The sequence below is a fragment of the Fulvivirga maritima genome (genome assembly GCF_021389955.1).
GTDB classification, from domain to species: domain Bacteria; phylum Bacteroidota; class Bacteroidia; order Cytophagales; family Cyclobacteriaceae; genus Fulvivirga; species Fulvivirga maritima.
On the sequence record NZ_CP089980.1, the window covers coordinates 4,830,152 to 4,853,485 of the forward strand.

Here is a 23,334-nt window from a genome sequence, read left to right on the forward strand (position 1 = left end):
GTAAAGTCTAATTCTAGAGTTAGTATTCATATTTCTTTTCTAAGGGAATATTACCGTAGTTTTTCCAGAAAGGATCATTAAAGTCAGATAAGAAGTTGGTTGTTTTTTGTGACATTAATCCCATTTCTTCTTTTTTTATAAAGTTTCGTTGATTTGCTCTATCAATTACAATAGATGCTGTCTTAAGATTAATTTTCATATTACTCTGCTTCAAGTGTAGTGTTTCTTCAGAATAGCCATGAGTAAAGAAGTATTTATCGCCTACTTTTTGATAGTGAGAGACTCTGACTCTGTTAAGCCTGCTTTCGTTCTTCCAGTGTTCATCTTCTGTGATTTTCTGGATATATGATATTCCAAAATCATTTTTGTTAACATGAATAATGCCGCCTTTTTGATATCTATCAGACTCAATAGATATTATATAATAGGCGTTTTCATTTTCATAGGTTTCATCGATAATAGAATAATTGTATTTTTTCATTTTATTCAGTTGAAGAAAATGGGGGATATACCTTAGCATAATATGACCTTCTGTTTTATGCAGGGTTATTAGTCTTTGGTTATTTAATCGTTTTTTGCCCACTAGATCAAGTGCCTTTGCTCTAATTTTGCTGATTTTAAACTCAGGTTTTGATTTTTCGTCATGATAAATATCGAAGGCAAATTCTTCTATAAGTGATGCCGACTCTTGTATGTTCTCACTGTAGCGTGTAAATAAAGTATAAGTAATCGAGTCGATTTGAAAGTTGCTCTCCAGGGTTTTTATGGCTTTAGTTACAATTTCATGAGCTGATAAGGAATGTTGTATTACCACTTCCTCAAGCTGGTATATTCTGTCTTTTAATTCAATTTTGAGAAACGTTGTTTTTTGGGGGTTGAATTCTTCGCTATGAATTTGATAATTAATGTGTGTTACAATGACCTTTATGTGACCCTGTGTATTAGAAGTCAAGAGGTTAAAGAAACCTTGTTGGTTAGTTATAGTGCCAATACTTCTTCCTGGTATTGTAATATGTGCATTAGCAATGGGAGCGTTATTCTCATCTTTGACCTGGCCTTGTATGTTGAGAAATTTTGCTTCTTGAGAGAAACATGTAATGCATAAGGAAATCAAGAAATGAAATATAATAAATCTTTTCATTTCTTGATTTTATCAAATATTATGCCTCTAATTTATTAGTTGTATAACCAGATGTCTTTTCTATATTTAAGTTGCCAAAGCCATTTTACGAGTATGTCTTATGGTATACCAGAAATGACAGGTTATACCTACAGTTACAATGGCAATGCCTAGCTGACCATAGAAGCCTGGTAAGGGTGCGCCAGTAAGTAACATTTCACCGATAAGGGTAAATATAATTTCAAATACCTGGGTTGCTTCGATGGTAGAAAGAGCTACTGGGTTTTTGTTTACAATCTGTGTGGCCTGATAGAACCCTACACCACCAAGGAAGCCTGAAAAGAGGGCAGAATAAAAAGAAGCCTCGCATTGCCCCATGCTGGGAAGTCCGGATTGAGCATAGCCTATTATACCAAGCACTATTAAAAGAGGAATACAACCTATACTCATGCCGAGTACTCTTTGAAGAGCATTTAATGGCATATTTTTCTCTTCTAGCACCACTAATAATTTACGATTGCCCAGTGGCCAAACAATGGCTCCTAACATGACTAGAAAAAAGCTGATGAAAGCATTTCCTGCAGCTTCTAGTTGGCTCATTTTTTCATACTGCATTACAAAAACACCTGCAATAATCACTACAGAAAGCATTAACGCTCTTTTGGGTACGAACTTACGGTGGTCATTATAAATGAAAGGAGCTAACAGCATACCTGCTAATATGTTAATCTGAAAGGTGGCTGCTACCATCCATCCTGGAGATATTAATGAGGCTAAGGCTAAAGCAGTATAAAGTACACCAAAACCAGTGGTGCCCCATTTAAGAAACACTAAGGGTTCCTTACGAATAGCGGTTAATAATGGTTTTAATTGCTTGTTGAGTAAAACCACAATTGCCAATATGGGTATAAGAAACAGCGTACGTAGGTTGGCAGTCCAGGTCCAGTGACCACCTGATCCGGAAATAAGGCTATTGATAATAAAAGTAGATGATAGAAATAATGAAGCCACCACTCCCCAGAGTATGCCTTTGTATGCTTTAGCTTGTTCTGTCATAATATGCAAAACTAGAGCAGAGGCCAGCTTACTTATGGTACTTTTCGGGTAGATTATGGTTTATATGGTACGCTGGTTTCTGAAGTCAGCAGGAGTAACACCGGTGTGCTTTTTGAAAAACTTACCGAAAAAGGCGGGATCATTAAATCCCAGGTCATAACAGATTTCCTTAACAGTAGCGGTGGAAGTCTGAAGTTGTATTTTGCATTCTGTGAGCAATCGCTCTTGCAAAAGTTGAAAAAGCGTAAGCCCAGTAGCTTCTCTGCAGATACGGTTCAGTTTTTTTATATCCATTTGAAGGGTTTCTGCATAAAAAGCGGCCAGATGCTGGTCCTTAAAATGGGTCTCTATTAACTGATTAAGCTGATGAAAAACCGGCCTGTTGTCAAGGCTTAGCTGATTATCACTATGTTGTTGACTATGTGCTTTGTTGGCATGCAGTAGCAGAAGGGAAACATAATGTAGCATGAGGTTCAAATCTTGTTTTTCGGCCTCTAACTCAGTAATGAGCTGCTCTACAATAAGGAGTAATATTTTTCTTAAATCTTTATCCAGATCTATAAAAGGAGTAGGAGTGTAGGGGGCTAATATTCCATATTTATTTTCATGAGGGTGAATATTCAAAAACCTTTTCATCAATTCTTCTCCAAATAGGATGATCCAACCATCTCTTTCGAAACTTTCAATAAGATGCACTTGCCCTTTCTGGATAAAAAACAGGCGATCAGGACTAATGGAGTAAGGTTTAAAGTCAATAGAATGCATACCCTTACCCTCAGCGCTAAGAATAAGCTCATAATGATCATGTCGGTGAGGTAGTGCAGAAAGGTTATTAAGATCTTTATGCAAACGAGTAATATGCAGATATTCGCCTTTTAATAATTCCTGTACTGGCAAACTACCAGCTTTCTGAGCACGACTGTTTTTCATTAATGCTAAATTGCGCTTTCCGGATGGAATAATCAATGCGCAGATTCAAATAGAGATTACTAAACAGCTTTTAATCAAGTTTATCCCATGTGTCTATTTCATAGCCTGTTTTTTAATCTAGTATGACAAGGTCTTTATATGGTTATTGTAGAAACGACTCAGCTAGCATTAGAATTTTTCATGGGTATAAAAACGAATGAAATATTGTATTTTGACTATGCCTATCCTTTATTGTTTATGAAAGAATAAGGCATTGTTACACCTTTTGTCGTTGAAATAGGAATCCATAATTTTTTTTCAGTCTTTTGCTGACGTTTTAATTTGAATGATATAGCTGAGAATGTGAAGAATAGCTGTATTGATCAATTTTCTTTTCAAGATAGTAATGATCGGAGTACAAGGTGAAACTATCTTAAAGGAAGTAGTAATAACGTCGAAAAATTAATAAAATGAAGCGGTTTTTAATTACAACTCTTAAGTGGTGTCTTATAATAGCAGTAATACCTACTTTAGCATTGTATTTTACTGAAGGCTTATCTCTTAAAGGAGCTGGGTTGTTGTATGGAGGCATATTCATAGTGCTTTTTGTATTAATGATTTTGCTACAACTATTTTTCTTTATAGTGAATTACTTTAGAAAATCAGAATGACAGCTTCAAGATTGCAGTTCAGGTACAGACTTCAGCTCTGTATTAATTGCAGATCTTTCTAATTTTCATATTAATGCTTATTCCATCTCATGGTTGAATAATTTGGCAAAATAGGCTTTACTTTTAATTCACTTTCACTGCACTATTATTACTGTGCATTAAGATAACTCACAGACCAAGGAAACTGGTTATTGCGAATGCAGTGAAGTGAAGCAACCTCCGAGTGGCTTCTACTATCCTGCAAAGCTCACCTTCCATATTTTCTAGATTACTTCGTCATATCTTCCTCGTAATTACCAGATGGGTAGGGCGTCATTCCTGAATCATGGAGCGGTAGCGTAAGGATATCAGGAATCTCACTGATCAGCCAGTAATACCTGAGTAGTTAGATTCAGGCTCTTCACTTTGTTGCGGCCAGTATGAAGATAACTATCAAAAAAACCGTCTTCAATCCTGTATTTAATACAAGAAGGAAGGCGGTTTCAAATCAATGAGCCAACTTATTCGCTTTTCACTATTTGATAAGTGTGCCTTGTGTTATTGGTTTGAACTTCAATTAGATAGGTTCCTGGTTTTAAATACTGACCAAAAGATAATTGGTTGCTATTGTCTACCGTGTAAGTGCTTATACTTTTCCCGTTGAGGTCTCGTAATACAACCCGTTGCACCTGATCTTTATCTGAAAATTTCACTAATATTACATTTTTGAAAGGGTTAGGGAAAAGCTTAAGTCCTTCTTTATCTTTAGCTATTTCAGTGTTGCCTACTCTGGCACTGTTCGGAGAGGATGCCTCGAAATGTGACCAGCCTAAGCTGCCTTCATATTGAATTACCCATTGGCCGTTGACTTGCGCGGGTAAAGCATTAGACCACTGGTTTGTATAATCAACACCATTAATGGTTAATGATTCTAAGCCCCAGCTGTTGATGTATGATATCGGGCCTGAGGTAGTCCAGCAGTATGATCCTGCACCATTTTGAGAAAATGGTGTGCTAATAGGAGTAGGAGAGCTGCATGGAGTGCCTGTCTGGTTTTCGCTAAAATTAGCGGTTATGTTCATGTTGGCATTCACCGTAACAGAAGTAGGGTTAGTACTGCCTGAGAGGCCTCCACTCCAGTTATCAAAAGACCATCCGGTGGCCGGGTTGGCAGTAATGGTTACACTGGTGCCGGCTGTATAATTACCCCCTGCAGGACTTAGTGTTATAGTACCAGAACCGATGGTGCTAGTGCTGATGCTATAGCTGCCAGGTGGTGGTGGAGTGCCTCCGGAAACGCCAGCCATCAGCGCATCAATAGCACCCTGATCAGTTACATTCCCAGAGTAGCGATCAAATATTCCTGATCCGGTATCACCATTATGACCATTATCCCAGTATATTGGAATAATGCCTCTGGTGCTGGCACTATTGGAGATGTATTCCAAATAGTACTCTCTGGAAGCCAGGTGATCAGTAAGGGCAGTGCCGGAAAGGGAAAGACGCTTGCTAACGCAAAACTCACCAATGATGACAGGTACATCATTGTCTACCCATTCTTGTTTTACTCTTCCAAAAAGGTCATCAGTATAAGCTTCTTGTCCCCAGTTACAAACATCACCTCCGGCCCATGGCTGCCCCCATACGGTACAAGCAGCATTATTATCAGGGTTGAGCGTGAAGTCATATGGGTCATAATGATGTACTTCCACAATTAAACGATCAGTGGCAGGATCAGTAGGTAAGGTGAAGTAATCCAAACCGTTCCAGATGTTAGTGTTATAGGTTTGAACTATTAATGTTCTGGAAGAATTGTTTCCGCCTGTAGCTCTTACAGCATCAACAAATGTTTGGTTATAAGACTCTTGCACCTCAATATATTCTGAGGTAGGAGCACCATAGTCGGCACGTACTTCGTTAGTGCCAGCAAATAGCAGGTGTTCATCATAGCTGGCGAAATAATTAGCAATTTGTGTCCAGTACGCATCTTGCTTTTGGTTTACCGCTTGCTGATGGCTATAGAAAGGGTGCTCTTCCAGCCATCCACCGTCCCAGTGGCTGTTAATAATCACATACATATCATTGCTCAGTCCGTAGTCTACCACTTCTTTTACTCTGGCTAACCAGGCAGCATCTATTTGAAGTGTAGATTGATTGGCATGACTATCCCACGCGCAGGGTAGCCTGAGCGTGTTGAAGCCTGCCGCTTTTATCTGGTTAATAAACTGCTGAGTGGCAGGAGGGTTTCCCCATCCGGTTTCTCCGCCAGGCACCTCTAGTGAGTTACCGAGATTCCAGCCAATAGTCATTTCATCGGCTACCTGATTGGCGGTCGGCAGTTGTGCATAAGCAGGCATAATGCCAGCTAATAGAATGATCAGGAGTGTATAGCAGATTTTGCCCACTAACTCCTGATAAAGAGTGTAATAGTTCTTCATTATTCATGAGGTTTAGTTAGAAATATTAACAATACCTATTATCCATCACTAGAAGGGCATAATAAAATGGCTGCATTAGGGTAATGCAGGTGTTGATGAGAAGAATTAAGATTAGCAGTAACAGTAGTAAGTAGTAGAAAAACAGCTCACCTTAAGCTCTTCTATAGTTCGTGCTCAACGGGCTCAGGTTATAAGTATTACTTGTTGATATTACACTTAATTTCTCAATGCTAATAATTTTTGATGCACATAAATATCAGGAAAGTTACGTGAGTAGTGATTTTTACGGTTTTGTCTTTTAAAGTAGATGGATTAGTTAGGAGGATGAAATTCAGGCATATAGCCTCTTTAATTGACAGCTTAATTTCAAACTTTCAGAACACCTGTACTTTCGTTGATGATATGAAGACGTTCATTGAAAACTTTCACTGCGGTGAGTGTGTAATCAGCACTTTCGCAGGTGAAAGTTAATGTGATATGAGATTTTTTTTCCTGCTTCTTGTAATTGGGTTTGGGTTGATGATTTCCTGCAACGAGGAGTCTTCAACCGGAGCCCAGTTTTTTAACGGTACTTCTTTTGAGTTTACTTCCTGGGATACGCTTACCATGGATTTTTCTACCGTGAAATTTGATAGCATTACCACTAACAGCCCTTCAGTTTTGTTGATGGGCAGTTATAGTTATGAAGATTATGGAGACATCAGTAGCCAGGTCTATGCTCAGGTGAGTCCGGCCGCTGCTTATCAGCTTGATGATGAATATATGGTATACGATTCTATAGTGCTGGTGATGAGATATAATACTTATTACCTGGGAGATACCACACAGCAGTTTAATCTGGAAGTTGCAGAAGTGATGGAAGAGATAGAGCTGGATGATGATAATTCGGCTTTGTATAATACCAGCACTTTTAAGGTAAGTACAGATGAAGACCCTGCCGCATGGCTGGCATCATCTGAAGTTAAAATGCAACCCTTTACCAGAGATTCTTTAGAGGTAAGAATAAGTGATGAGCTGGGAAGGAAATGGTTTGATGAGTCATTAGAGAGTAATAACTTATTTAGTGATGATGATGATTTTAAAAATGAATTTAAAGGAATAAGAATTAAAGGTGACGGAGGAGCTGTAATAGGTTTTGATACTCAATTCGAAATTAAGGTATATTATACTGATAACAGTGTATCACCAGCCGAGCAGGAGTATATGAGCTTTACGAATGATGCCACTACGGATATCACTTTTAATCATATTGTATCAGATTACGAAAATACTCCGCTATTTACTACAGATTCAGAAGATGATGATTATATGCTGGTGTCGTCAGAAGATACAGACAATAGAGGCTTTATTCAGCCAGGTATAGGAGTATTTTTAAGAATAGATTTTCCATCCTTAAACAGTATAATAGAAGACAACCCTGATATGCTGTTGGAGAGTGCTTACCTCGTGCTAAAGCCGGTGAGCTCACAGTACCCTTCTTATGACATGTTACCAACGCAGATCACGGTATACTTTGTAGATGAAGATAACCAGACCTTGCAATCCAATTCTACGGAAATGGAATTAACACTAAACAGTGAGTTTGATAGGAATACCTATTACTCAGTGGATATAAAGGAATTTATAGATTATCAGCTTTCGCTGGATGAAAATAATGAAAATGCTCTTTTGCTTGCCATAAGTACAACCGATGATTATGGAATTGGCCTGGATTACCTCACTGTGGGTGACCAGGAGAGTGATGACTATGAAGCACAATTAAGTTTAAATATAATAAATCTTAAAAATGAGTAGACAGTTCAAATTTATGCCACTGCTGCTGGTGGGAGTAATCAGTTTGTACTTAGCGGGGTGTACCAGTGACAGCGATGAAAGCACCTCAGAAGACGGTAACTGGATTAAAAGAAGCTCAATGGACGGGAGACAGCGTTCTGGTGCTGTTTCATTTGTAGTGGGTAATAAGGCGTATATAGGCCTTGGTTTTGATGGAGATGATTACCTAAGAGATTTTTGGTCATATAATCCGGATAATGATAACTGGGTAAAGCTGGATAGTTTCCCTGGTATTGGCAGGTCAGGAGCTGTGGCTTTTGCTATTGGCAGCAAAGGTTATGTGGGCACTGGTTATAATAATGATAGTAAGGAACTTAAGGATTTTTGGGAATATGATACCGAAAATGACAGTTGGACTCAGGTAGAAGATTATGGCGGTTCGGCCAGATTACATGCTGTGGCTTTTGCATATAATGACAGAGGATATGTAGGAACAGGTAATGATGGTGATAATTACTTAAAAGACTTCTATAGTTATGATCCTGCTACTGACTCTTGGCGTGAAGAGGTGAGTATAAAAGGAGAAAAGAGAGATGGTGCTGTGGCTTTCACGGTAGATGATCGTGTGTTTGTAGGTACTGGAACTAATAATGGAATTTACCAAACAGACTTTTTTGAGTTTGTTCCCGAAAGTACTGACATCTGGGTAAGAATGACTGAGCTTGACGATGATGATGACTATGCCATAGTAAGGCGATATGGAGTAGCTTTTGGCGTGGAAGGAATGGGTTTTATCACTACCGGTAGCTCAGGTTCTAATTTAACTACTACTTGGGCGTATGATCCTGTAAATGATATTTGGGAAGAAAGAACTGCTTTTGAAGGGCTCGCCAGGCAAGGCGCAATAGGCTTTACGGTTAACGGTAGATCATTCGTAGGTTTGGGAACCAATAGCAGTCAGCGTTTTGATGACCTATGGGAATTCCTGCCTTTAGATGAGTATGATGATGATCCGTATTATTAAACGATTTATATGCATACTGTTATGGCCTTCGTTGTTTCTCTGTGCAGCCCATAACAGTTGGGCGCAAAGCTCTTCCGGTTCCACTTATTCAATATTTGGGCTGGGAGAGCTGCAGTCCCGAGCGAGCGTGCAGAGTAGAGGTATGGGCTTTACTTCAATTGGCTTAAGTAGTCCTTATTGGGTGAATACAGTTAATTATGCTGCTAACACCCAGGTTGGAGGCTATTATACCCACATTTTTGACGTAGGGCTTTATTACAATAATATTAGTAGAACGACTGATGATGGCAGCGCCGGCTCCGTATCTGATGGTGGTATTTCTAATTTAAGCTTCTGGTTTAGGTTCAATAATAAATGGACGGGTATTGTAGGCATATCACCAGTAAGTAAAGTGGGGTACGACATTACGGTAGATGATGTAGAAACAGTGCAAGGTCGGAACTATACCATCAATTATGTAGGCTCAGGCGGGCTCAATGAATTGTATTTTTCTCAAGGCTATGAGTTGGTTAAAAACCTGACATTGGGAGCGCGATTATCTTTTATATTAGGAAGCCTTAAGCATGAAGAGAATGCCTTATCAGGAAGTTCTTCTTTATTTTCTGTAACGGAGAAAGTAAGTGTGAGAAAGGTAAATGTTGACTTTGCCCTAGACTATAAATTTCAAAGGGAGAAATATGCTATTAATCTGGGTTTAATTTATGATGATAAAACAGACCTGACAGGCAACTCTACCCGCCAATTAGTTAATGATGCTGATGCGGAGTTGGTTTATGAAGAGTCAGAGACAGAAAATGGCTATCAGATGCCGCAGAAAGTGGGGCTTGGGCTTTCATTCGTTAATGAGAAGTGGATACTGGCTGGTGATGTAGAGTTTAACCAATGGAGCGACGTTGAAATAGGCTCGTTAGATGATATTAATGATACCTGGAGATATTCAGTAGGGGTTGATTTTACACCCAATAGAAGAGGCGAGAGGTATACTGATTTGATGAGTTATAGAATGGGCTATTATATAGAAAACTCCTATATGGATATAGATGATACTTCATTTAACACCTGGGGAGTTACAGCGGGGTTAGGTTTACCGCTTAAGTCAGATGGAGCCATTAACCTGGCTTATCATAGAAAGGTGAATGGTACCACCAGTAATCACCTTATAAAAGAAACTACCAATGAGATTAGTTTGGCCATTTCGTTCAGAAACTTGTGGTTTAACAAAATAAAATATCAATAATTTATCCTGTTAGCTTCTGCGGTGCTCTCAAATGCTGTCCGTTAATAAATTTGGGAGCCCGCAGGGCTTTTTTCATTTCTGTATCCAGCGTTTTATTCCTTATTCTAGCTTTGATTTAGAATTAAAAGAGTGCTTTTTTAACGAGCAACTGTTAAACTTGCAGGAAAGAAACTGAGTGTAGTATGAAGCGCAATTTTACCTTCCTGATTATTTTGTCATTATTCTTGGCCGCATGTGGAGCAAAAAATGACACCCAAAAGCAACGTTTTCTTATTAGAGGAAATGAAGCACTCAGTCAGCAAGATTATAGGGAGGCCTCTCGTTTTTTCTCTGAGGCCATAAAAATAGATTCTTGTTATACGCCTGCTATTAATAATCTGGGTATTGTTTATTTTGAACAAGCTCAATACACCAAAGCGATCCAAGAGTACCAGAGAGCCATACAGTGCGACCCTCAGTATCTTGATGCATACATGAATCGTTCTAATGCTTTTTATGAAAGAAGAGAATATTATAGCGCATTAGAAGATTTGAAATATGCAGAGTCTCAAATGCCTGACTCCAGTACAGTCTATTTCAGAAAGGGGCTGGTAAAAGCTAAACTTAGAAAGTTTGATGAAGCGCTTAATGAATTTAATACAGCACTGGAGCTAGATAGTGCTAATGTAGAAACGCTTATTAACAGAGGCTCTGTAAAATATTATATGCATGACCTGGAAGCTGCTGAAGCAGATTTAAAGAAGGCGTTGGACCTGGATGTAGAACAATCTAATGCTTATAACTCATTGGCTTTGATAGAGGAGCAAAGAGGTAATTATGATAAGGCCCTGGAGTTAGTGAATATGGCGCTGACTTACGAATCATTACAACCGTATTTTTTAAATAACAGAGGCTTTATTTATTTACAAAAAGGGGAGCTGGAAAAGGCAAAAAAGGATATTGACAGAAGCATTACTTTAGACTCTAAAAATGCCTGGGCCTATAGAAATAAAGGCTGGTATTACTACCAAACAGAGCAGTATGATGAGGCGGTGAAGCTGTTGGCTCATGCCCTTAAGTTAGATGAATTTGTTTCTAATATTCATCTCTATTATGGCTTGGCATTAAGAGCGACAGGAGATGAGAAAGCGGCTTGTAAACAGCTGTTTCTAGCAAAAGAAAATAAGGAAGATGTTACTGAAGAATTGCTAGATTCTTGTCAATAAACTTGGTTAAAGATTGCTGAACTTAACTATGTTTAACTGTCTATTTATCAGTGATATATGTGAATTATTTCAATAGCTTTCTAGGTGGCACTACAAATATGCTTACATTATAAACCATAGCTGCATTTAGCTTATTTTCTATCACTGTATCGGCATTAAATCCTACTTCAGAAGAAAGGTCAAAATTGATGTTAGTGCGTAGTCCACTTTCTATTCCAAACCATAGCCAGTCATGGATCTCACGTTCCCAGCATAGCAGGAAGCGCACCTCTGACTTATTGAGGTAGAGCAGCTCTTCCTGGGTCTCATCTAACCTAACACTGTAGTTAGATCCATTAAGTTCAGATTTTAAATAGAAAAAGTTCTTTTGATTCAGGGTGCTATAGCGAAGTTTTGCTTCTGCCGGTAATATCATTTCCACACCCCATTGATTGTTAAATGATTTGTTATAAGCTATTATAGGCGCAATAGATCTGCGGCCAAAGTTATAACTAAAGGCAACGCCAAACGCATAAGAAACATAGTCATTCTTTTTCCAACCTATAAGTGGAGAAACGGAAAACCGGAAAAAGTCATGCTTGGCAAAGGAGTCTGATCCGTAATCGCCGTTGAGCCCACCACTGAGCCTTAGCAAATAAAAGCGATTAGTCTTGGTAGGCTTCACCATAAAAAGTTCACCCCTAATGCTTCTTAATGATCGGTTTTCCAGGTTTTTATAAAAAGGATATTCCAGATTATCAGGCTCTTCAAAATTATGTTCCTCTACAAAGTATTTGATCCCGGCGGCCATTTTAAAACCGTCTTTCATTATTATTGGAGCCCGAACTTTAAATTCCCAGCGCCGGTTTCTTCTTAGTTCTGCATTGCTATCGCCATATTCATCACTGCTAGATCTTATGCTATAATCCCTTACTATTTCTCTTTTAATAACTATACCTTTTGATCTTGGTAAGCCAATTACACTGGGCACACAAAACGTAGAATCAGTGCAATTAACGATGCTTTCCTGCCCATAGCAGCAAAAGTGGAGAGAACAAAGCAGTACGAGGTATGGTAATTTTCGAACCATTAATGATTATTAGAGATTATAATATGGCTATGTCTATTCTTTGACCTAATTTACAAACATCTTATTTTATACGATGTTTAAAGTATGATGAAAAAGATATATATATTGTTATGGTGTTCATTTTTAGTCAGTTGTAAGTTTACCCCTTACAGTGGTAATGACATATATAATGATAAGGCCAATTTGCCCGAAGATGAAGCCCCGCATTTTAAAAACTCTTTGGAGTGGTGGTATTTTACGGGGCACCTTAATGATGTTAACTCCTCTGATCAATACGGTATTGAATATGTGATTTTTCATTTTAATCCAAAAAACAAGAATGACTATCTGATGAGCAATTTTGCCATTACAGATCCACAAGGAAATACATTTCAGTATGATTACAAAATATTAAAGCTCGATAGCTTACTGCAACCAAACTGGCCTTTAGATCTTAAGGTGGTGGATAAGGATATCAATCACCGCCTGTCAGGGCAAATGGGTAAATATAAGCTGGAGGCTAACCTGCCAGAAGATCATTTTTTGTTAAAAGTAGAAACGACCCCCGCTAAGCCTTTATTGCTTCATAATAGTACCGGATATGAAAATTATGGTGAATATGCTCAGGCGGGTTACTACTCATATCCGCGGTTAGCCGCTAAAGGGCAATTGTTTCATTACGGCAACCCCATTGAGTTAGAAGGTGACCTGTGGTATGACCGACAGTGGAACTGTATAGGGGTGTGGCAAAAGCAAGTGGCTTGGGATTGGTTCTCCGTGCAGTTAGATAATGGCCAAGAACTGATGCTGTACAGGCTACATCATTTTGGAGATAATAAGGATATTTACGGAGGCACTTTTTATGGTGCTAATGGAGAGCAAATAGATCTGAAAGGAACGGGCATAAGTATAGAAGCGGAAGAATACTGGGAAAGTGATCATTCAAAAACTTCTTATCCTGTAAGTTGGAAAATACTGCTGCCTTCTTTGGATGTTGATTTAAATATCAAGGCCGTGTTGAAAGATCAGGAATTAGGGCTTAGCTTTAGTCCTATACATAAATTTTATTATTGGGAAGGCATGTGTACTGCTAGTGGTACTATGGACGGCGTACCTATAGCAGGGCAGTCTTATGTAGAGATGACGAATAGAGATGCATTTGAAAAACAATGATTTTGAAGAGTTTATAAATAAACTGCAAGATCGACTAAAAGAACCTTTGCCGGGCGCGCATGCACAGCGTATTATGATGCCGGCAGAAAGCACAGAAGAGCGTTTCAATCTGGATAAAGAAGATGTACGGTTAGGAGGGGTGATGGTGCTTTTTTATGAAAAGGAAGATGGTATTTATCTGCCACTTACCCAGCGACATGATTACAATGGTACTCACGGAGGTCAGGTCAGTCTGCCCGGAGGCAAGTGGGAAGAAGATGATGATAACCTGGAAGCTACCGCTTTAAGGGAAACGCATGAGGAGATAGGTGTAAATCCTGATGATGTAACCGTAATAGGCAAACTCAGTGATTTATATATACCGCCCAGTAATTTTAGGGTGAGTCCATTTATTGGTTATACAGCTATTAAGCCTAATTTCACCATAGATCCCTATGAAGTGAAGGAGTTGCTGGAGGCACCAGTTAATGTCCTGGAAGATAAGACCTACCGCAAGCAAAAGGATATACTGGTAAGATCTCGCTTTCGCTTAAAAGCTCCATATTTTGATGTTAACGGAAAAGTGGTGTGGGGAGCTACTGCTATGATGCTGGCAGAATTAATGAGCTTAATAGACGAAATAAAGAGTACGTCTGATAACTAGAATTTGCTTGGTAGTATTTATTTAATTTACTTCACCGCTTTGTAAGAAAAACATGCTTTATGGAAGAATCGCACGCGGAACCCCTGCTAACTAATGATGCTGTAATTTTCGGAATTTTAATGGTGATGTTGGCCGTCATATTCAAAACGGCCAATAGTAAGCACCCCGGCTGGAAAAAGTTTTACAGTGTAGTTCCCATGCTGCTGTTATGTTATTTCTTACCCTCTTTACTGAATACATTTAACCTTGTAGATACTGAGGCCTCTCAGATATACTTTGTGGCTTCTCGTTATTTGTTGCCTGCTTGTTTGGTGTTGCTTACTTTAAGTATCGACCTGAAGGAAATAATGAAGCTTGGGCCTAAGGCACTCATCATGTTCTTTGCTGCCACCTTAGGCATAATTATAGGTGGCCCATTGTCTATTTTACTGGTATCAGTAATTGCACCTGATGTAGTAGGCGGTGTAGGCCCTGATGCGGTTTGGAAAGGAATGAGCACTATAGCGGGTAGCTGGATAGGTGGAGGAGCTAATCAGGCAGCCATGTATATTCAATTTGAGCCTTCTCCTGAGCTTTATTCTGTGAGTATTACAGTGGACATCATTGTGGCTGAACTTTGCTTGGTAGGCTTGTTAATTGGTATTGGTAAAGAGAAACAAATCAATAAATTTTTCAAAGCTGATAACACAGCTATACAGCATCTGCAAGAAAAGATGGAAAACTATAGCTTGAGCATTGCCAGAATGCCTTCTGTAGCTGACCTCATGATAATCTTAGGGATTGGTTTTGGAGTGACGGGATTAGCACATTTTTTAAGTGACTATATTGCACCTTTTGTAACTACACATATACCTCAACTCATAGAGGTAGGCCTGGACAGTAAATTCTTTTGGATAGTAGTTTTATCAACCACTATTGGCATTATTCTTTCCTTTACTAAACTGAGAGAATACGAAGGTGCAGGAGCTTCAAAAATTGGAACTATCTTCATTTATGTGTTGGTAGCAAGTATAGGTATGAAAATGGATGTTATGGCCATATTTGACAACCTGGGCTTTTTTCTTGTTGGTTTCATATGGATGGCTATTCATATTATTATTTTAATTATTACCGCAAAGCTGATCAAAGCACCATTCTTTTATTTGGCTGTAGGAAGTACGGCTAACGTAGGCGGAGCAGCATCTGCACCGGTGGTGGCAGCGGCATTTCACCCTTCATTAGCTACTGTAGGGGTGTTGTTAGCGGTGTTGGGTTATGCTTTAGGTACTTACGGAGCGTTATTCTGCGCATATCTCATGCGTTTTGCTTCTGGTGGTTAAGAGCTACCAGGCTCTGTTTTTTCGGAATTCTTCAGGCGTCATTCCAGTGTGTTTTTTAAAAAATTTACTGAAGTAAGAGTTATCCTTAAAAGTAAGTGAGTAGGCTATTTCTGAAATGCTAAGCGTGTTTACTACTAACAGCCTTTTGGCTTCCAGTATTATTCTGTTTCTAATTTCTTCACCAGCCGAATGCCCTAAATGTTCTTTGCATACCACATTTAAATGATTGGGAGTAACATTGAGCTCTGCTGCATACTCATTAGGTAGGCGAGAGGTAGCAAAGTTCTTTTCTATAAGTCTCTGAAAATTCTTTAATAAGGCGTAGTTACTTCCTGGTTGGCCTGTAGTTGTTTTGGTGTGTACCTGCTCCACCAGCATAAGTAAGTGCAGTAAAATGGTTTTTGTTAAGTCCCAATACACAGGCTGAGTATGGTTTACTTGCTGGTATAGACTTTCTGAGAGTGTAGTGGCTTGTTTTAAAAGGGGTGGAGGCAGCTGTATTACTCCGTCATGAGCTATGCCATTAAAAAAACTAAAATTATCTATACTGTCTGATATGAGTAAAAAGGACTCATAATATCCTTTGTCGAAGTTAATTACATAGCCATCTACATCATCAGAGAAGTGCCAGGAATGGATTTGGCCGGGATCCATGAAGTAGATCTGCCCGGGAATGACATCAAACTTTTCAAAATCAATAGTATGATAACCAGAACCCTGAGTGAAGATGACAATATGATAAAAGCTGTGCCTGTGCGGAAATACCATATTACGGTTCTTATCCAGGTATGCAGCAAAGTGGTCTACTAATATTTTATTTTTGTTAGAGTCAGAAAGAGTGCAGCTATTGAGTATAGGTATGTGTTTCTTCATGCGTATAAAACAAGTAAAGGCATAAAAATAATAATTCTTATGCCTTTACGAGAATGAAATAGCAAGATCTTAAGTTATGAACTTTTATCGTTAGTCGCTAGTGCTTCGGGTTGATATTTTACACCTCCGAATGCGTGGAGGTAAATAATTCTACTATAACGGAATAAGACCGGTAACAAAATAATAACGGAAGCGGTAGTGGTGAGTACATAAGTGAGTAAAGAAAAATCTCCCAATACGCTGAGAGCTACACCTACTGTGGTGAAGAGAGCCACTGAAAAAGCATAGCTAATATACATAGCACCTATAAAAAAGCCCGGCTCTCTCTCAAATCGAAGGTGACAATGCTCGCATTCTTCATGCATCTCTGTGAATTTACTCAGATTGTATGCTGAGTATTTAAACATTTTACCTTTTCTGCAACGCGGACATTTTCCCGCTGCCACTGCCTCTAATGCACTTGGTTCCTTCATCGTAATCTTATTCAAAAATATTTCGGCAAATATACGAGTTGTATTTCATTACTTCAGGGTGTTTTTTATTCATTGTATGGTAATATTTACATGAATGGTGTTGATTTAAAAATAGAATATCAAAAGTAAAAAAATGTATTTTGCTAATGTATAAATGAGTGTTTCGGTTTGAACAAATTCAGATATTGGCTGTATATTAGATATATAAACTAAGCCACCAACCCATGACCGAAGAAAGCCTACAATTAGTAACTGATGATCCTTGGTTAAAACCCTACGAAGAGGATATTAATAAACGATATGACTTCTATCAGCAGAAATATCATGAGATCATAACCTATCACCAATCATTAAAACAATATGCCTCAAGAGATAAAGAGCTAGGCTTTCATTTTGATCATGAGCAGAAAGGATGGTGGTATAGAGAGTGGGCTCCGGGAGCGCAGCAGCTATGGCTCATAGGCGATTTCAATAATTGGGACGGTGCCAGCCATCCATTAAAAAAGGGCGAAGATGATATTTGGGAAATATTTATTCCTAATGAAAACAGGCAAAATGTACTGAGGCATGGTAGCAGGGTAAAGGTGAAAGTAATGGCTAATGATACCTATAGAGGTAGGATACCGGCTTATATTGAGCGTGCAGTGCAAGATGAAGAAAGCAAAGATTTTAGTGGTCAGATATGGAAGCCGGTAGAACCCTTTGTTTGGCGTGATCAGGATTTTAGTCCTGCCAGTATAAAATCGCCCATTATATATGAAAGCCATCTGGGAATGGCTCAAAATAAAGAAGGAATAGGTACTTACCGTGAGTTTGCTGATCATGTATTGCCTCGCATAGCAGATCTGGGGTATAACTGTATACAGCTGATGGCTATAAAGGAGCATCCTTATTATGGCTCTTTTGGCTATCACGTAAGTAACTTCTTTGCGCCGTCATCTCGTTTTGGTACGCCTGAAGATTTAAAATATCTGGTTAACAAGGCTCATAACTATGGCATGGCTGTAATTATGGATATGGTGCATTCGCATGCGGTTAAAAATATGGCTGAAGGCCTCAATGACTTTGACGGATCAGGACATCAGTATTTTCATGAAGGAGGCAGAGGCTACCATAATAGCTGGGATTCTAAACTCTTCGATTATAGTAAAGATGAAGTGCTTCGCTTCTTGCTTTCCAATGCCAGATATTGGATAGAAGAGTTTCATTTTGATGGATACCGTTTCGATGGTGTTACCTCTATGATGTATCATCATCATGGTGATTATGTGTCTTTTGATCATTATGATAAATATTTTAGAGATCAGGTTGACTGGGATGCCGTTCGCTATCTACAATTGGTGAATGTGCTTATTCATGAAGTGAAACCTGGAGCCATAACCATAGCTGAAGATATGAGTGGCATGCCCGGAATCAGTCGTAAGGTAGATGAAGGGGGCGTCGGCTTTGATTTCCGTTTGGGAATGGGTATTCCTGATTATTGGATCAAGTTGCTCAAGCATACTCAGGATGAAGATTGGAATATTCATGAAATCTGGGATGTGCTCTCTAACCGCAGGTGGAAGGAGAAAACAATAGCCTATTCCGAGTCTCATGATCAGGCGCTGGTAGGAGACAAAACATTGGCCTTCTGGCTTATGGATAAGGAGATGTACTGGCACATGAGTAAAGATGATGATAACATTATCATAGATAGAGGTATGGCCTTACATAAAATGCTACGATTGATTACTGCTACAGTTGGTGGAGAAGGGTATCTCAACTTCATTGGTAATGAATTCGGGCATCCTGAGTGGATAGATTTTCCTCGTCAAGACAATGGCTGGAGTTATAAGTATGCACGACGTCAATGGAATTTGGTAGATAACCCTGATCTCAAATATCAGTATCTTAATAATTTTGATAGAGATATGGTGCATATGTTAAGACATCATGATGTGCTATCTGCCTTGCCCGCCCAGCAACTGAATATGGATAATGAAAATAAAATCATTATTTATGAACGTAACAATTTGATTTTTATCGTGAATTTTAATGCCAATAGGTCTATTGCTGATTATACCTTCCGGGCCAATCAACCCGGTAAGTTTAAGGCGGCATTAATTTCAGATGCACCTCAATACGGTGGCCATAATCGTGTAGATGCAGAAACTGAGTATCATACCTTAAAAGATGATAAATTGAGCGTTTACATACCTTCAAGAACCGCTTTAGTACTTAAGAAAGAGGATTGAGTATTTAATTGGTAATTGATTATTGCCTTATAAGGCCACTAAAAGCAGCAAATCATTGATAATCATATTCTTTCTAACAATTTCATATTGCGCCTGTTATTAAAACATAACCAATAAAAAACTAGAATATGAAAAGATCAACTTTATTAATATCTACTATTCTTCTATTTATTTTCTCTGCTTGTGATGTAGAAAAAACAGAAGAAGGTGAGGCTCCTGAATTGGATGTAGATGTAGAAGCAGAATCAGGTGAAATGCCAGAATACGATGTAGACTGGGCTGATGTTAATGTAGATACCAGAACTAAGACTATTACCGTGCCGAAGGTAGTAATAGCTCAGGAAGAAAAGGAAGTAGAAGTACCTTACGTAGACGTAACTATGCCTGACTCCGATTCTGAAGTGGAAGAACGTAATTTAATGGTGGAAGCAGAAGTACATGATACTATGCATAAGCTTGAAATAGAAAAAGTATATGCTTCACAAAAGAATTTATACGTAGTGGCAAGACTGTCTTCTACAGATCAAAATATTGAAGACGAGACGGTTAGAGTATCTGACCAGTTAGTATTAAATGCACCAGATGACTTAAATGTAATTAAATACATAATCGGTGATAAACCGTCAGGTGAATATAATAACCAATACACTTATTTGGCAGATGATGATGTGCTAAATAATAAGATAGGAGATGCTCAGGTTATTTACCAAAGATAATTTCTAGAACAGAAAATTTTACTTTCTACCGCTGGTTAGATCATGCTCTAGCTTGCGGTTTTTTTATGCCTTTATTTTTCTCAATCGCCATCCCTCAATCATGGATCTAACTGATCAGCTAGCAAGCTGGGGCAAGTGTCCACTTGTGCCCTTTGAGTCAAAAAGAAGTTAGGTCTTTTCGAACGCAACAAAGTATAATATAATCAAACCAAACTAACCAACAACCCTCATATTTATAAGGTAATGGCATTTATTCCTGAATTATCTTAGGCTAAAATTTTATAAAATACTATTTTGGCGTATATGGAAATACTCGGCATAGATATAGGCGGTTCTGGCATAAAAGGAGCCATAGTAGATACCACTTCAGGCAAGATTATCTCAGATCGTTTTAGAATAGATACTCCTAAGCCTTCAACTCCCTCCGCAGTAGCTAAGGTTATAAAAGAAATTATTGACCATTTCAGTTGGTCTGATGATGTTGGCTGTGCTTTCCCAACGGTGGTGAACCGAGGCAAAGCCATGTATAGCTCTAATCTGGATAAGAGCTGGAAAGGGGTGCAAATCGATGACCTGTTTAGTGAATATTGTGATGATGTGAAGTTCACTGTTATTAATGATGCGGATGCCGCTGGTATTGCCGAGATGAAATATGGAGCAGGCCGAAATAAATCAGGTTTAGTGATGACTATTACCATAGGTACCGGTCTGGGTAGCGGTGTGTTTTATAACGGTGAGCTGATACCCAATTTCGAGCTTGGCCGTATGTATGGTAAAAAAGGTAAAGTCATAGAACGCTATTCAGCTGATTCTGCTCGTAAGCGTAAAAACCTGAGCTATTCGGCCTGGGGTAAGCGGCTTAACTTCTTTTTGCAGCATATAGAACGCGTATTTTCTCCTGATTATATTATTTTGGGTGGTGGGGTGAGTAAAAAGATTCATCTCTATCGTAAGAAAATAAAAATTGAAACCCCTTATTCCGTTTCCGAAAAGCTCAATAATGCAGGTATAATTGGAGCGGCAGTAAATGCCGCTCACAGACATAAATAACTTATTTTTGGCTTAGTCTATACATGAGTACTGCCGCTCTTTTGACTTGTCTGGGCAGCATATTCAGGTTGCCAGTTTCATTAATAGTATGGTCATCAGCACCACTGAGCCCAAGCCCATCGGCAGCCATGTTTACATAGCCTGCTGTGAATGAGATATCAGCAGCTCCTGCATTTCTTGGGTTAACAGCAGTAACAGATCCAAAACCTAAATCCTGACTCACTTGATTATAGTTGGTCAAAACTTGGGTATTGCCATCTGTTCGGGTAAGTGGTGGGTAGCCACCTTCCGAAAAGGTGAGTGTTGCCTTTGTTTGAGGGTAGTTTTCTGTTACTATTCTCTGCATTGTTTTTTGCGCCTGGTCCAGCTGCTCAGTAGATACCGCTCTTATATCTCCTCGTACAATAGTGCTTTGCGCTACTACATTGGTCTTGCCATGAGCGGAGCCTCCACCGCCATCTTCATCCATTGCTACTTGAGTGCCTCCTATGATAAAGCCCGGATTGAAAGTAAGGTTAGGCTCGTTTGATAATTCATTATAAAAAGAAGTTAGGATACGCGAGGTCTCGTAAATAGCTCCTGTGCCTACCTTTTCTGAAAATACTTGAGATGAATGAGCTGCTTTACCTTCTACCTCCAGTGTCCAGCCTAAAGAACCTCTTCTGGAGGTAACTATGGTTCTTGGGTCTCCATCAGCATTTTCAAAACCCAAGGCTATGTCTGCCCACTCAGCACCTTCAGTAAGGGCTTTCTTGGATAAGTTTAAAGGAGAGCCGCTTTTCTCTTCATCTCCTGTCATAATAATTTCTATAGACATATCATCTAACACACCGGCTTCTTTAAGCGCTTTCATCGCCAAAATGATGATTACATCTCCACCCTTCATATCAGCTACTCCTGGGCCATTCATAATAGAGTCATTCTTCATATTCCATTCCTGAAAAGGACTATTGGGTTCAAAAACCGTATCCAAATGACCGATAAGTAAAAATTTGGGGCCTTTTTTGCCGTTATGACGGGCTATTAAATGACCACTTCTGTTAAATGCTTCACCAGAGGTCAATTGAGCCTCGAATCCTAAAGCTTCCAGTTCCTTTTTAAAAAGCTCTCCAACTTGGTGCACGCCTTCAAAGTTCATGGTGCCACTGTTAATGTTGACAGCCTCTTTTAGCAGATTAGTGTAGTATTCAGTATTTTGATCTATGGTTTTTATAATCTTTTTTTCGGTTTTACCTTTCTGCGCATAGCTTACAGAAAAAGCAGAAATCATAAGGCATAGGGCAAAGATGTAAGAAAGTCTTTTCATGAAATGGGTTAAGTGTTTTAGTTAATATTCAGCAATTACTCTAACTACAGATTCATTTTTTTGATTTCAAAATCAGAGAGCATATTCATCATGGAGATATAATAATCATAGGGTTGCTTTTCAGTAGCCGTAATGGTTTTATAGTTCATGTCGAGGAAGTAGTCAGCAGAGGTGAATTTGGAGAGCTCATAAAGCAGGTTGGTGTTCAGTGCCTTCTTAATCTTTTCTTCCATGAGTAACAACTTGGTTATTACTTCTTTTTGCATGGCATTTTCAGTGAAAGAAGAAATGCCAACTTGTGGCCTTTTGCGTCCTATTGGCATGGGTATGCTATATGTAGATGAAGGCTTATACTTCTTCAAAGCTTCTTCAGCTGTTATCAGCTGTTCGCTTTGGTTCATAATATTTACAATGTGTTGCTTCCAGTTATCATAGGTAGCCAATAGCGGATCAATGTGGCGGGTTATAATGCCGCTACCTTTTGCTGCGTTATCTGGCAAAGAGGGCTGATTGAGCAAGATGGAAACATTATGCTTCGGTGATTTAAATACCTGATAAGGCGAATTACCATGAAGATACCAGGTTAAAGATTCTGTTAACAAAGCTTTATAACCACACTCTTCTACGGTAGTGAGTAGGTCATTATAGTGAATATTTTCTGTATTGTTTAAAATGGTAGGAGAGACCTCGAAGAATTGCTCTATGAGTTTTTTATGAGCAATGAGCTGGTATTGAAATAATGATTTTGAAAATAATGAGGCAATGGACTCATGGCTGGTGCCTCCCATAATAGTTATTTTACCATCTTGAATGAGCTTTTTAAGCTTCTCAATGGTAGCTGGCTCTGAGCGGTGAAGTGCGGTGAGAAAAGTGCCAGACATGTATAGGGAACATCTAAAATCTCTTCTGGTAAGTAGATCTAATATGCCGCTTAGCGCTGGTTTGAAAATGCTTTTGTAGTTACTTTTAAACCTTTGGTGCGTGTGCTTTTCGTCAAAGTATGGCTTTTTCTTTCCGATATCAAAGAATGAGTAATCGGAGAGTTGTAGCGGGGAGTGAAAGGTGAAAATGAGACAGGTATCCATAA

At 38.9% G+C, this 23,334-nt stretch carries 20 protein-coding genes; 11 read left to right on the top strand and 9 right to left on the bottom strand.

Annotated elements, in window-relative coordinates:
• Nucleotides 1-19: 19 nt before the first annotated feature.
• From LVD15_RS20345 to LVD15_RS20355, 3 genes are all read right to left on the bottom strand, one after another.
• Nucleotides 20-1,141: a carboxypeptidase-like regulatory domain-containing protein gene (locus LVD15_RS20345; protein WP_233777042.1), complete on the bottom strand. Its 1,122-nt coding sequence runs from the start codon at nt 1,139-1,141 to the stop codon at nt 20-22.
• 66 nt (nt 1,142-1,207) lie between these two features.
• Complete coding sequence (locus LVD15_RS20350) at nt 1,208-2,176, bottom strand: DMT family transporter (RefSeq protein ID WP_233777043.1); 969 nt, start codon at nt 2,174-2,176, stop codon at nt 1,208-1,210.
• 60 nt (nt 2,177-2,236) lie between these two features.
• The gene (locus tag LVD15_RS20355; protein ID WP_233777044.1) at nt 2,237-3,106 is read right to left on the bottom strand and encodes an AraC family transcriptional regulator; all 870 of its coding nucleotides are present in this window, start codon (nt 3,104-3,106) and stop codon (nt 2,237-2,239) included.
• Nucleotides 3,107-3,555: 449 nt separating this feature from the next.
• Here LVD15_RS20355 and LVD15_RS20360 point away from each other — a divergent pair, with 449 nt between their 5' ends.
• Nucleotides 3,556-3,756: a hypothetical protein gene (locus tag LVD15_RS20360; RefSeq protein WP_233777045.1), complete on the top strand. Its 201-nt coding sequence runs from the start codon at nt 3,556-3,558 to the stop codon at nt 3,754-3,756.
• 500 nt (nt 3,757-4,256) lie between these two features.
• Here the strand turns inward: LVD15_RS20360 and LVD15_RS20365 are convergent, their stop codons facing one another.
• Complete coding sequence (locus LVD15_RS20365) at nt 4,257-6,173, bottom strand: cellulase family glycosylhydrolase (RefSeq protein ID WP_233777046.1); 1,917 nt, start codon at nt 6,171-6,173, stop codon at nt 4,257-4,259.
• A 477-nt stretch (nt 6,174-6,650) separates the two neighbouring features.
• Between LVD15_RS20365 and LVD15_RS20370 the strand changes: the two genes are divergently transcribed.
• From LVD15_RS20370 to LVD15_RS20385, 4 genes are all read left to right on the top strand, one after another.
• On the top strand, nt 6,651-7,967 hold the full coding sequence (locus LVD15_RS20370; RefSeq protein WP_233777047.1) for a DUF4270 family protein: 1,317 nt from the start codon (nt 6,651-6,653) through the stop codon (nt 7,965-7,967).
• Nucleotides 7,960-8,970 (top strand): Kelch repeat-containing protein, encoded by a 1,011-nt coding sequence (locus tag LVD15_RS20375; RefSeq protein WP_233777048.1) that lies wholly within the window; start codon nt 7,960-7,962, stop codon nt 8,968-8,970. Before LVD15_RS20370 ends, LVD15_RS20375 begins: the two co-directional genes overlap by 8 nt.
• A gap of 31 nt (nt 8,971-9,001) precedes the next feature.
• A complete protein-coding gene (bamG, locus tag LVD15_RS20380) occupies nt 9,002-10,207 on the top strand; it encodes a BamG family beta-barrel-assembly machinery protein (RefSeq protein ID WP_233777049.1) in 1,206 nt (401 codons plus the stop codon).
• Between the two features lie 182 nt (nt 10,208-10,389).
• Nucleotides 10,390-11,412: a tetratricopeptide repeat protein gene (locus tag LVD15_RS20385; RefSeq protein WP_233777050.1), complete on the top strand. Its 1,023-nt coding sequence runs from the start codon at nt 10,390-10,392 to the stop codon at nt 11,410-11,412.
• Between the two features lie 64 nt (nt 11,413-11,476).
• On the opposite strand, the gene LVD15_RS20390 is transcribed toward LVD15_RS20385, so the two are convergent.
• Nucleotides 11,477-12,481 carry a hypothetical protein gene (locus tag LVD15_RS20390; protein WP_233777051.1) on the bottom strand — a complete coding sequence of 335 codons (1,005 nt, stop codon included), beginning with the start codon at nt 12,479-12,481 and terminating at the stop codon, nt 11,477-11,479.
• Nucleotides 12,482-12,565: 84 nt separating this feature from the next.
• On the opposite strand from LVD15_RS20390, the gene LVD15_RS20395 reads away from it, so the two are divergent.
• Genes LVD15_RS20395 through LVD15_RS20405 form a run of 3 tightly spaced genes read left to right on the top strand, consistent with a single transcriptional unit; the run spans nt 12,566 to nt 15,595 of the window.
• Nucleotides 12,566-13,633 carry a lipocalin-like domain-containing protein gene (locus LVD15_RS20395; RefSeq protein WP_233777052.1) on the top strand — a complete coding sequence of 356 codons (1,068 nt, stop codon included), beginning with the start codon at nt 12,566-12,568 and terminating at the stop codon, nt 13,631-13,633.
• Nucleotides 13,614-14,276 carry an NUDIX hydrolase gene (locus LVD15_RS20400; protein ID WP_233777053.1) on the top strand — a complete coding sequence of 221 codons (663 nt, stop codon included), beginning with the start codon at nt 13,614-13,616 and terminating at the stop codon, nt 14,274-14,276. The genes LVD15_RS20395 and LVD15_RS20400 overlap by 20 nt, the downstream gene beginning before the upstream one ends.
• Before the next feature lie 59 nt (nt 14,277-14,335).
• Complete coding sequence (locus LVD15_RS20405) at nt 14,336-15,595, top strand: DUF819 family protein (RefSeq protein ID WP_233777054.1); 1,260 nt, start codon at nt 14,336-14,338, stop codon at nt 15,593-15,595.
• Between the two features lie 3 nt (nt 15,596-15,598).
• Here LVD15_RS20405 and LVD15_RS20410 read toward each other — a convergent pair whose 3' ends face one another.
• On the bottom strand, nt 15,599-16,468 hold the full coding sequence (locus LVD15_RS20410) for an AraC family transcriptional regulator (RefSeq protein WP_233777055.1): 870 nt from the start codon (nt 16,466-16,468) through the stop codon (nt 15,599-15,601).
• Nucleotides 16,469-16,542: 74 nt separating this feature from the next.
• Entirely contained in the window at nt 16,543-16,941 is a 399-nt protein-coding gene (locus tag LVD15_RS20415) for a DUF983 domain-containing protein (protein ID WP_233777056.1), read from the bottom strand.
• A gap of 224 nt (nt 16,942-17,165) precedes the next feature.
• Here LVD15_RS20415 and LVD15_RS20420 point away from each other — a divergent pair, with 224 nt between their 5' ends.
• The 3 genes from LVD15_RS20420 to ppgK all read left to right on the top strand — a co-directional run bounded on the left by LVD15_RS20420 (nt 17,166) and on the right by ppgK (nt 20,941).
• Nucleotides 17,166-19,175: an alpha-amylase family glycosyl hydrolase gene (locus LVD15_RS20420; protein ID WP_233777057.1), complete on the top strand. Its 2,010-nt coding sequence runs from the start codon at nt 17,166-17,168 to the stop codon at nt 19,173-19,175.
• A 128-nt stretch (nt 19,176-19,303) separates the two neighbouring features.
• The gene (locus LVD15_RS20425) at nt 19,304-19,891 is read left to right on the top strand and encodes a hypothetical protein (RefSeq protein ID WP_233777058.1); all 588 of its coding nucleotides are present in this window, start codon (nt 19,304-19,306) and stop codon (nt 19,889-19,891) included.
• A gap of 303 nt (nt 19,892-20,194) precedes the next feature.
• The gene (ppgK, locus tag LVD15_RS20430) at nt 20,195-20,941 is read left to right on the top strand and encodes a polyphosphate--glucose phosphotransferase (RefSeq protein WP_233777059.1); all 747 of its coding nucleotides are present in this window, start codon (nt 20,195-20,197) and stop codon (nt 20,939-20,941) included.
• Between the two features lies 1 nt (nt 20,942).
• Here the strand turns inward: ppgK and LVD15_RS20435 are convergent, their stop codons facing one another.
• Both LVD15_RS20435 and LVD15_RS20440 read right to left on the bottom strand, forming a co-directional pair.
• On the bottom strand, nt 20,943-22,247 hold the full coding sequence (locus tag LVD15_RS20435; protein WP_233777060.1) for a M20/M25/M40 family metallo-hydrolase: 1,305 nt from the start codon (nt 22,245-22,247) through the stop codon (nt 20,943-20,945).
• 44 nt (nt 22,248-22,291) lie between these two features.
• Nucleotides 22,292-23,332 (bottom strand): polysaccharide deacetylase family protein, encoded by a 1,041-nt coding sequence (locus LVD15_RS20440; protein ID WP_233777061.1) that lies wholly within the window; start codon nt 23,330-23,332, stop codon nt 22,292-22,294.
• Between the last annotated feature and the right edge of the window lie 2 nt (nt 23,333-23,334).

Excerpts from the sequence above, each read along its gene's own strand:
- LVD15_RS20345 (WP_233777042.1), bottom strand. The coding sequence starts at position 1,141 with ATGAAAAGATTTATTATATTTCATTTCTTGATTTCCTTATGCATTACA.
- LVD15_RS20390 (WP_233777051.1), bottom strand. The coding sequence starts at position 12,481 with ATGGTTCGAAAATTACCATACCTCGTACTGCTTTGTTCTCTCCACTTT.
- LVD15_RS20440 (WP_233777061.1), bottom strand. The coding sequence starts at position 23,332 with ATGGATACCTGTCTCATTTTCACCTTTCACTCCCCGCTACAACTCTCC.
- LVD15_RS20385 (WP_233777050.1), top strand. The coding sequence starts at position 10,390 with ATGAAGCGCAATTTTACCTTCCTGATTATTTTGTCATTATTCTTGGCC.
- LVD15_RS20420 (WP_233777057.1), top strand. The coding sequence starts at position 17,166 with ATGACCGAAGAAAGCCTACAATTAGTAACTGATGATCCTTGGTTAAAA.
- LVD15_RS20375 (WP_233777048.1), top strand. The coding sequence starts at position 7,960 with ATGAGTAGACAGTTCAAATTTATGCCACTGCTGCTGGTGGGAGTAATC.
- LVD15_RS20410 (WP_233777055.1), bottom strand. The coding sequence starts at position 16,468 with ATGAAGAAACACATACCTATACTCAATAGCTGCACTCTTTCTGACTCT.
- LVD15_RS20350 (WP_233777043.1), bottom strand. The coding sequence starts at position 2,176 with ATGACAGAACAAGCTAAAGCATACAAAGGCATACTCTGGGGAGTGGTG.
- ppgK (WP_233777059.1), top strand. The coding sequence starts at position 20,195 with ATGGAAATACTCGGCATAGATATAGGCGGTTCTGGCATAAAAGGAGCC.
- LVD15_RS20355 (WP_233777044.1), bottom strand. The coding sequence starts at position 3,106 with ATGAAAAACAGTCGTGCTCAGAAAGCTGGTAGTTTGCCAGTACAGGAA.
- LVD15_RS20425 (WP_233777058.1), top strand. The coding sequence starts at position 19,304 with ATGAAAAGATCAACTTTATTAATATCTACTATTCTTCTATTTATTTTC.
- LVD15_RS20400 (WP_233777053.1), top strand. The coding sequence starts at position 13,614 with ATGCATTTGAAAAACAATGATTTTGAAGAGTTTATAAATAAACTGCAA.
- LVD15_RS20365 (WP_233777046.1), bottom strand. The coding sequence starts at position 6,173 with ATGAAGAACTATTACACTCTTTATCAGGAGTTAGTGGGCAAAATCTGC.
- LVD15_RS20435 (WP_233777060.1), bottom strand. The coding sequence starts at position 22,247 with ATGAAAAGACTTTCTTACATCTTTGCCCTATGCCTTATGATTTCTGCT.
- LVD15_RS20360 (WP_233777045.1), top strand. The coding sequence starts at position 3,556 with ATGAAGCGGTTTTTAATTACAACTCTTAAGTGGTGTCTTATAATAGCA.
- LVD15_RS20405 (WP_233777054.1), top strand. The coding sequence starts at position 14,336 with ATGGAAGAATCGCACGCGGAACCCCTGCTAACTAATGATGCTGTAATT.
- LVD15_RS20395 (WP_233777052.1), top strand. The coding sequence starts at position 12,566 with ATGATGAAAAAGATATATATATTGTTATGGTGTTCATTTTTAGTCAGT.
- LVD15_RS20370 (WP_233777047.1), top strand. The coding sequence starts at position 6,651 with ATGAGATTTTTTTTCCTGCTTCTTGTAATTGGGTTTGGGTTGATGATT.
- LVD15_RS20415 (WP_233777056.1), bottom strand. The coding sequence starts at position 16,941 with ATGAAGGAACCAAGTGCATTAGAGGCAGTGGCAGCGGGAAAATGTCCG.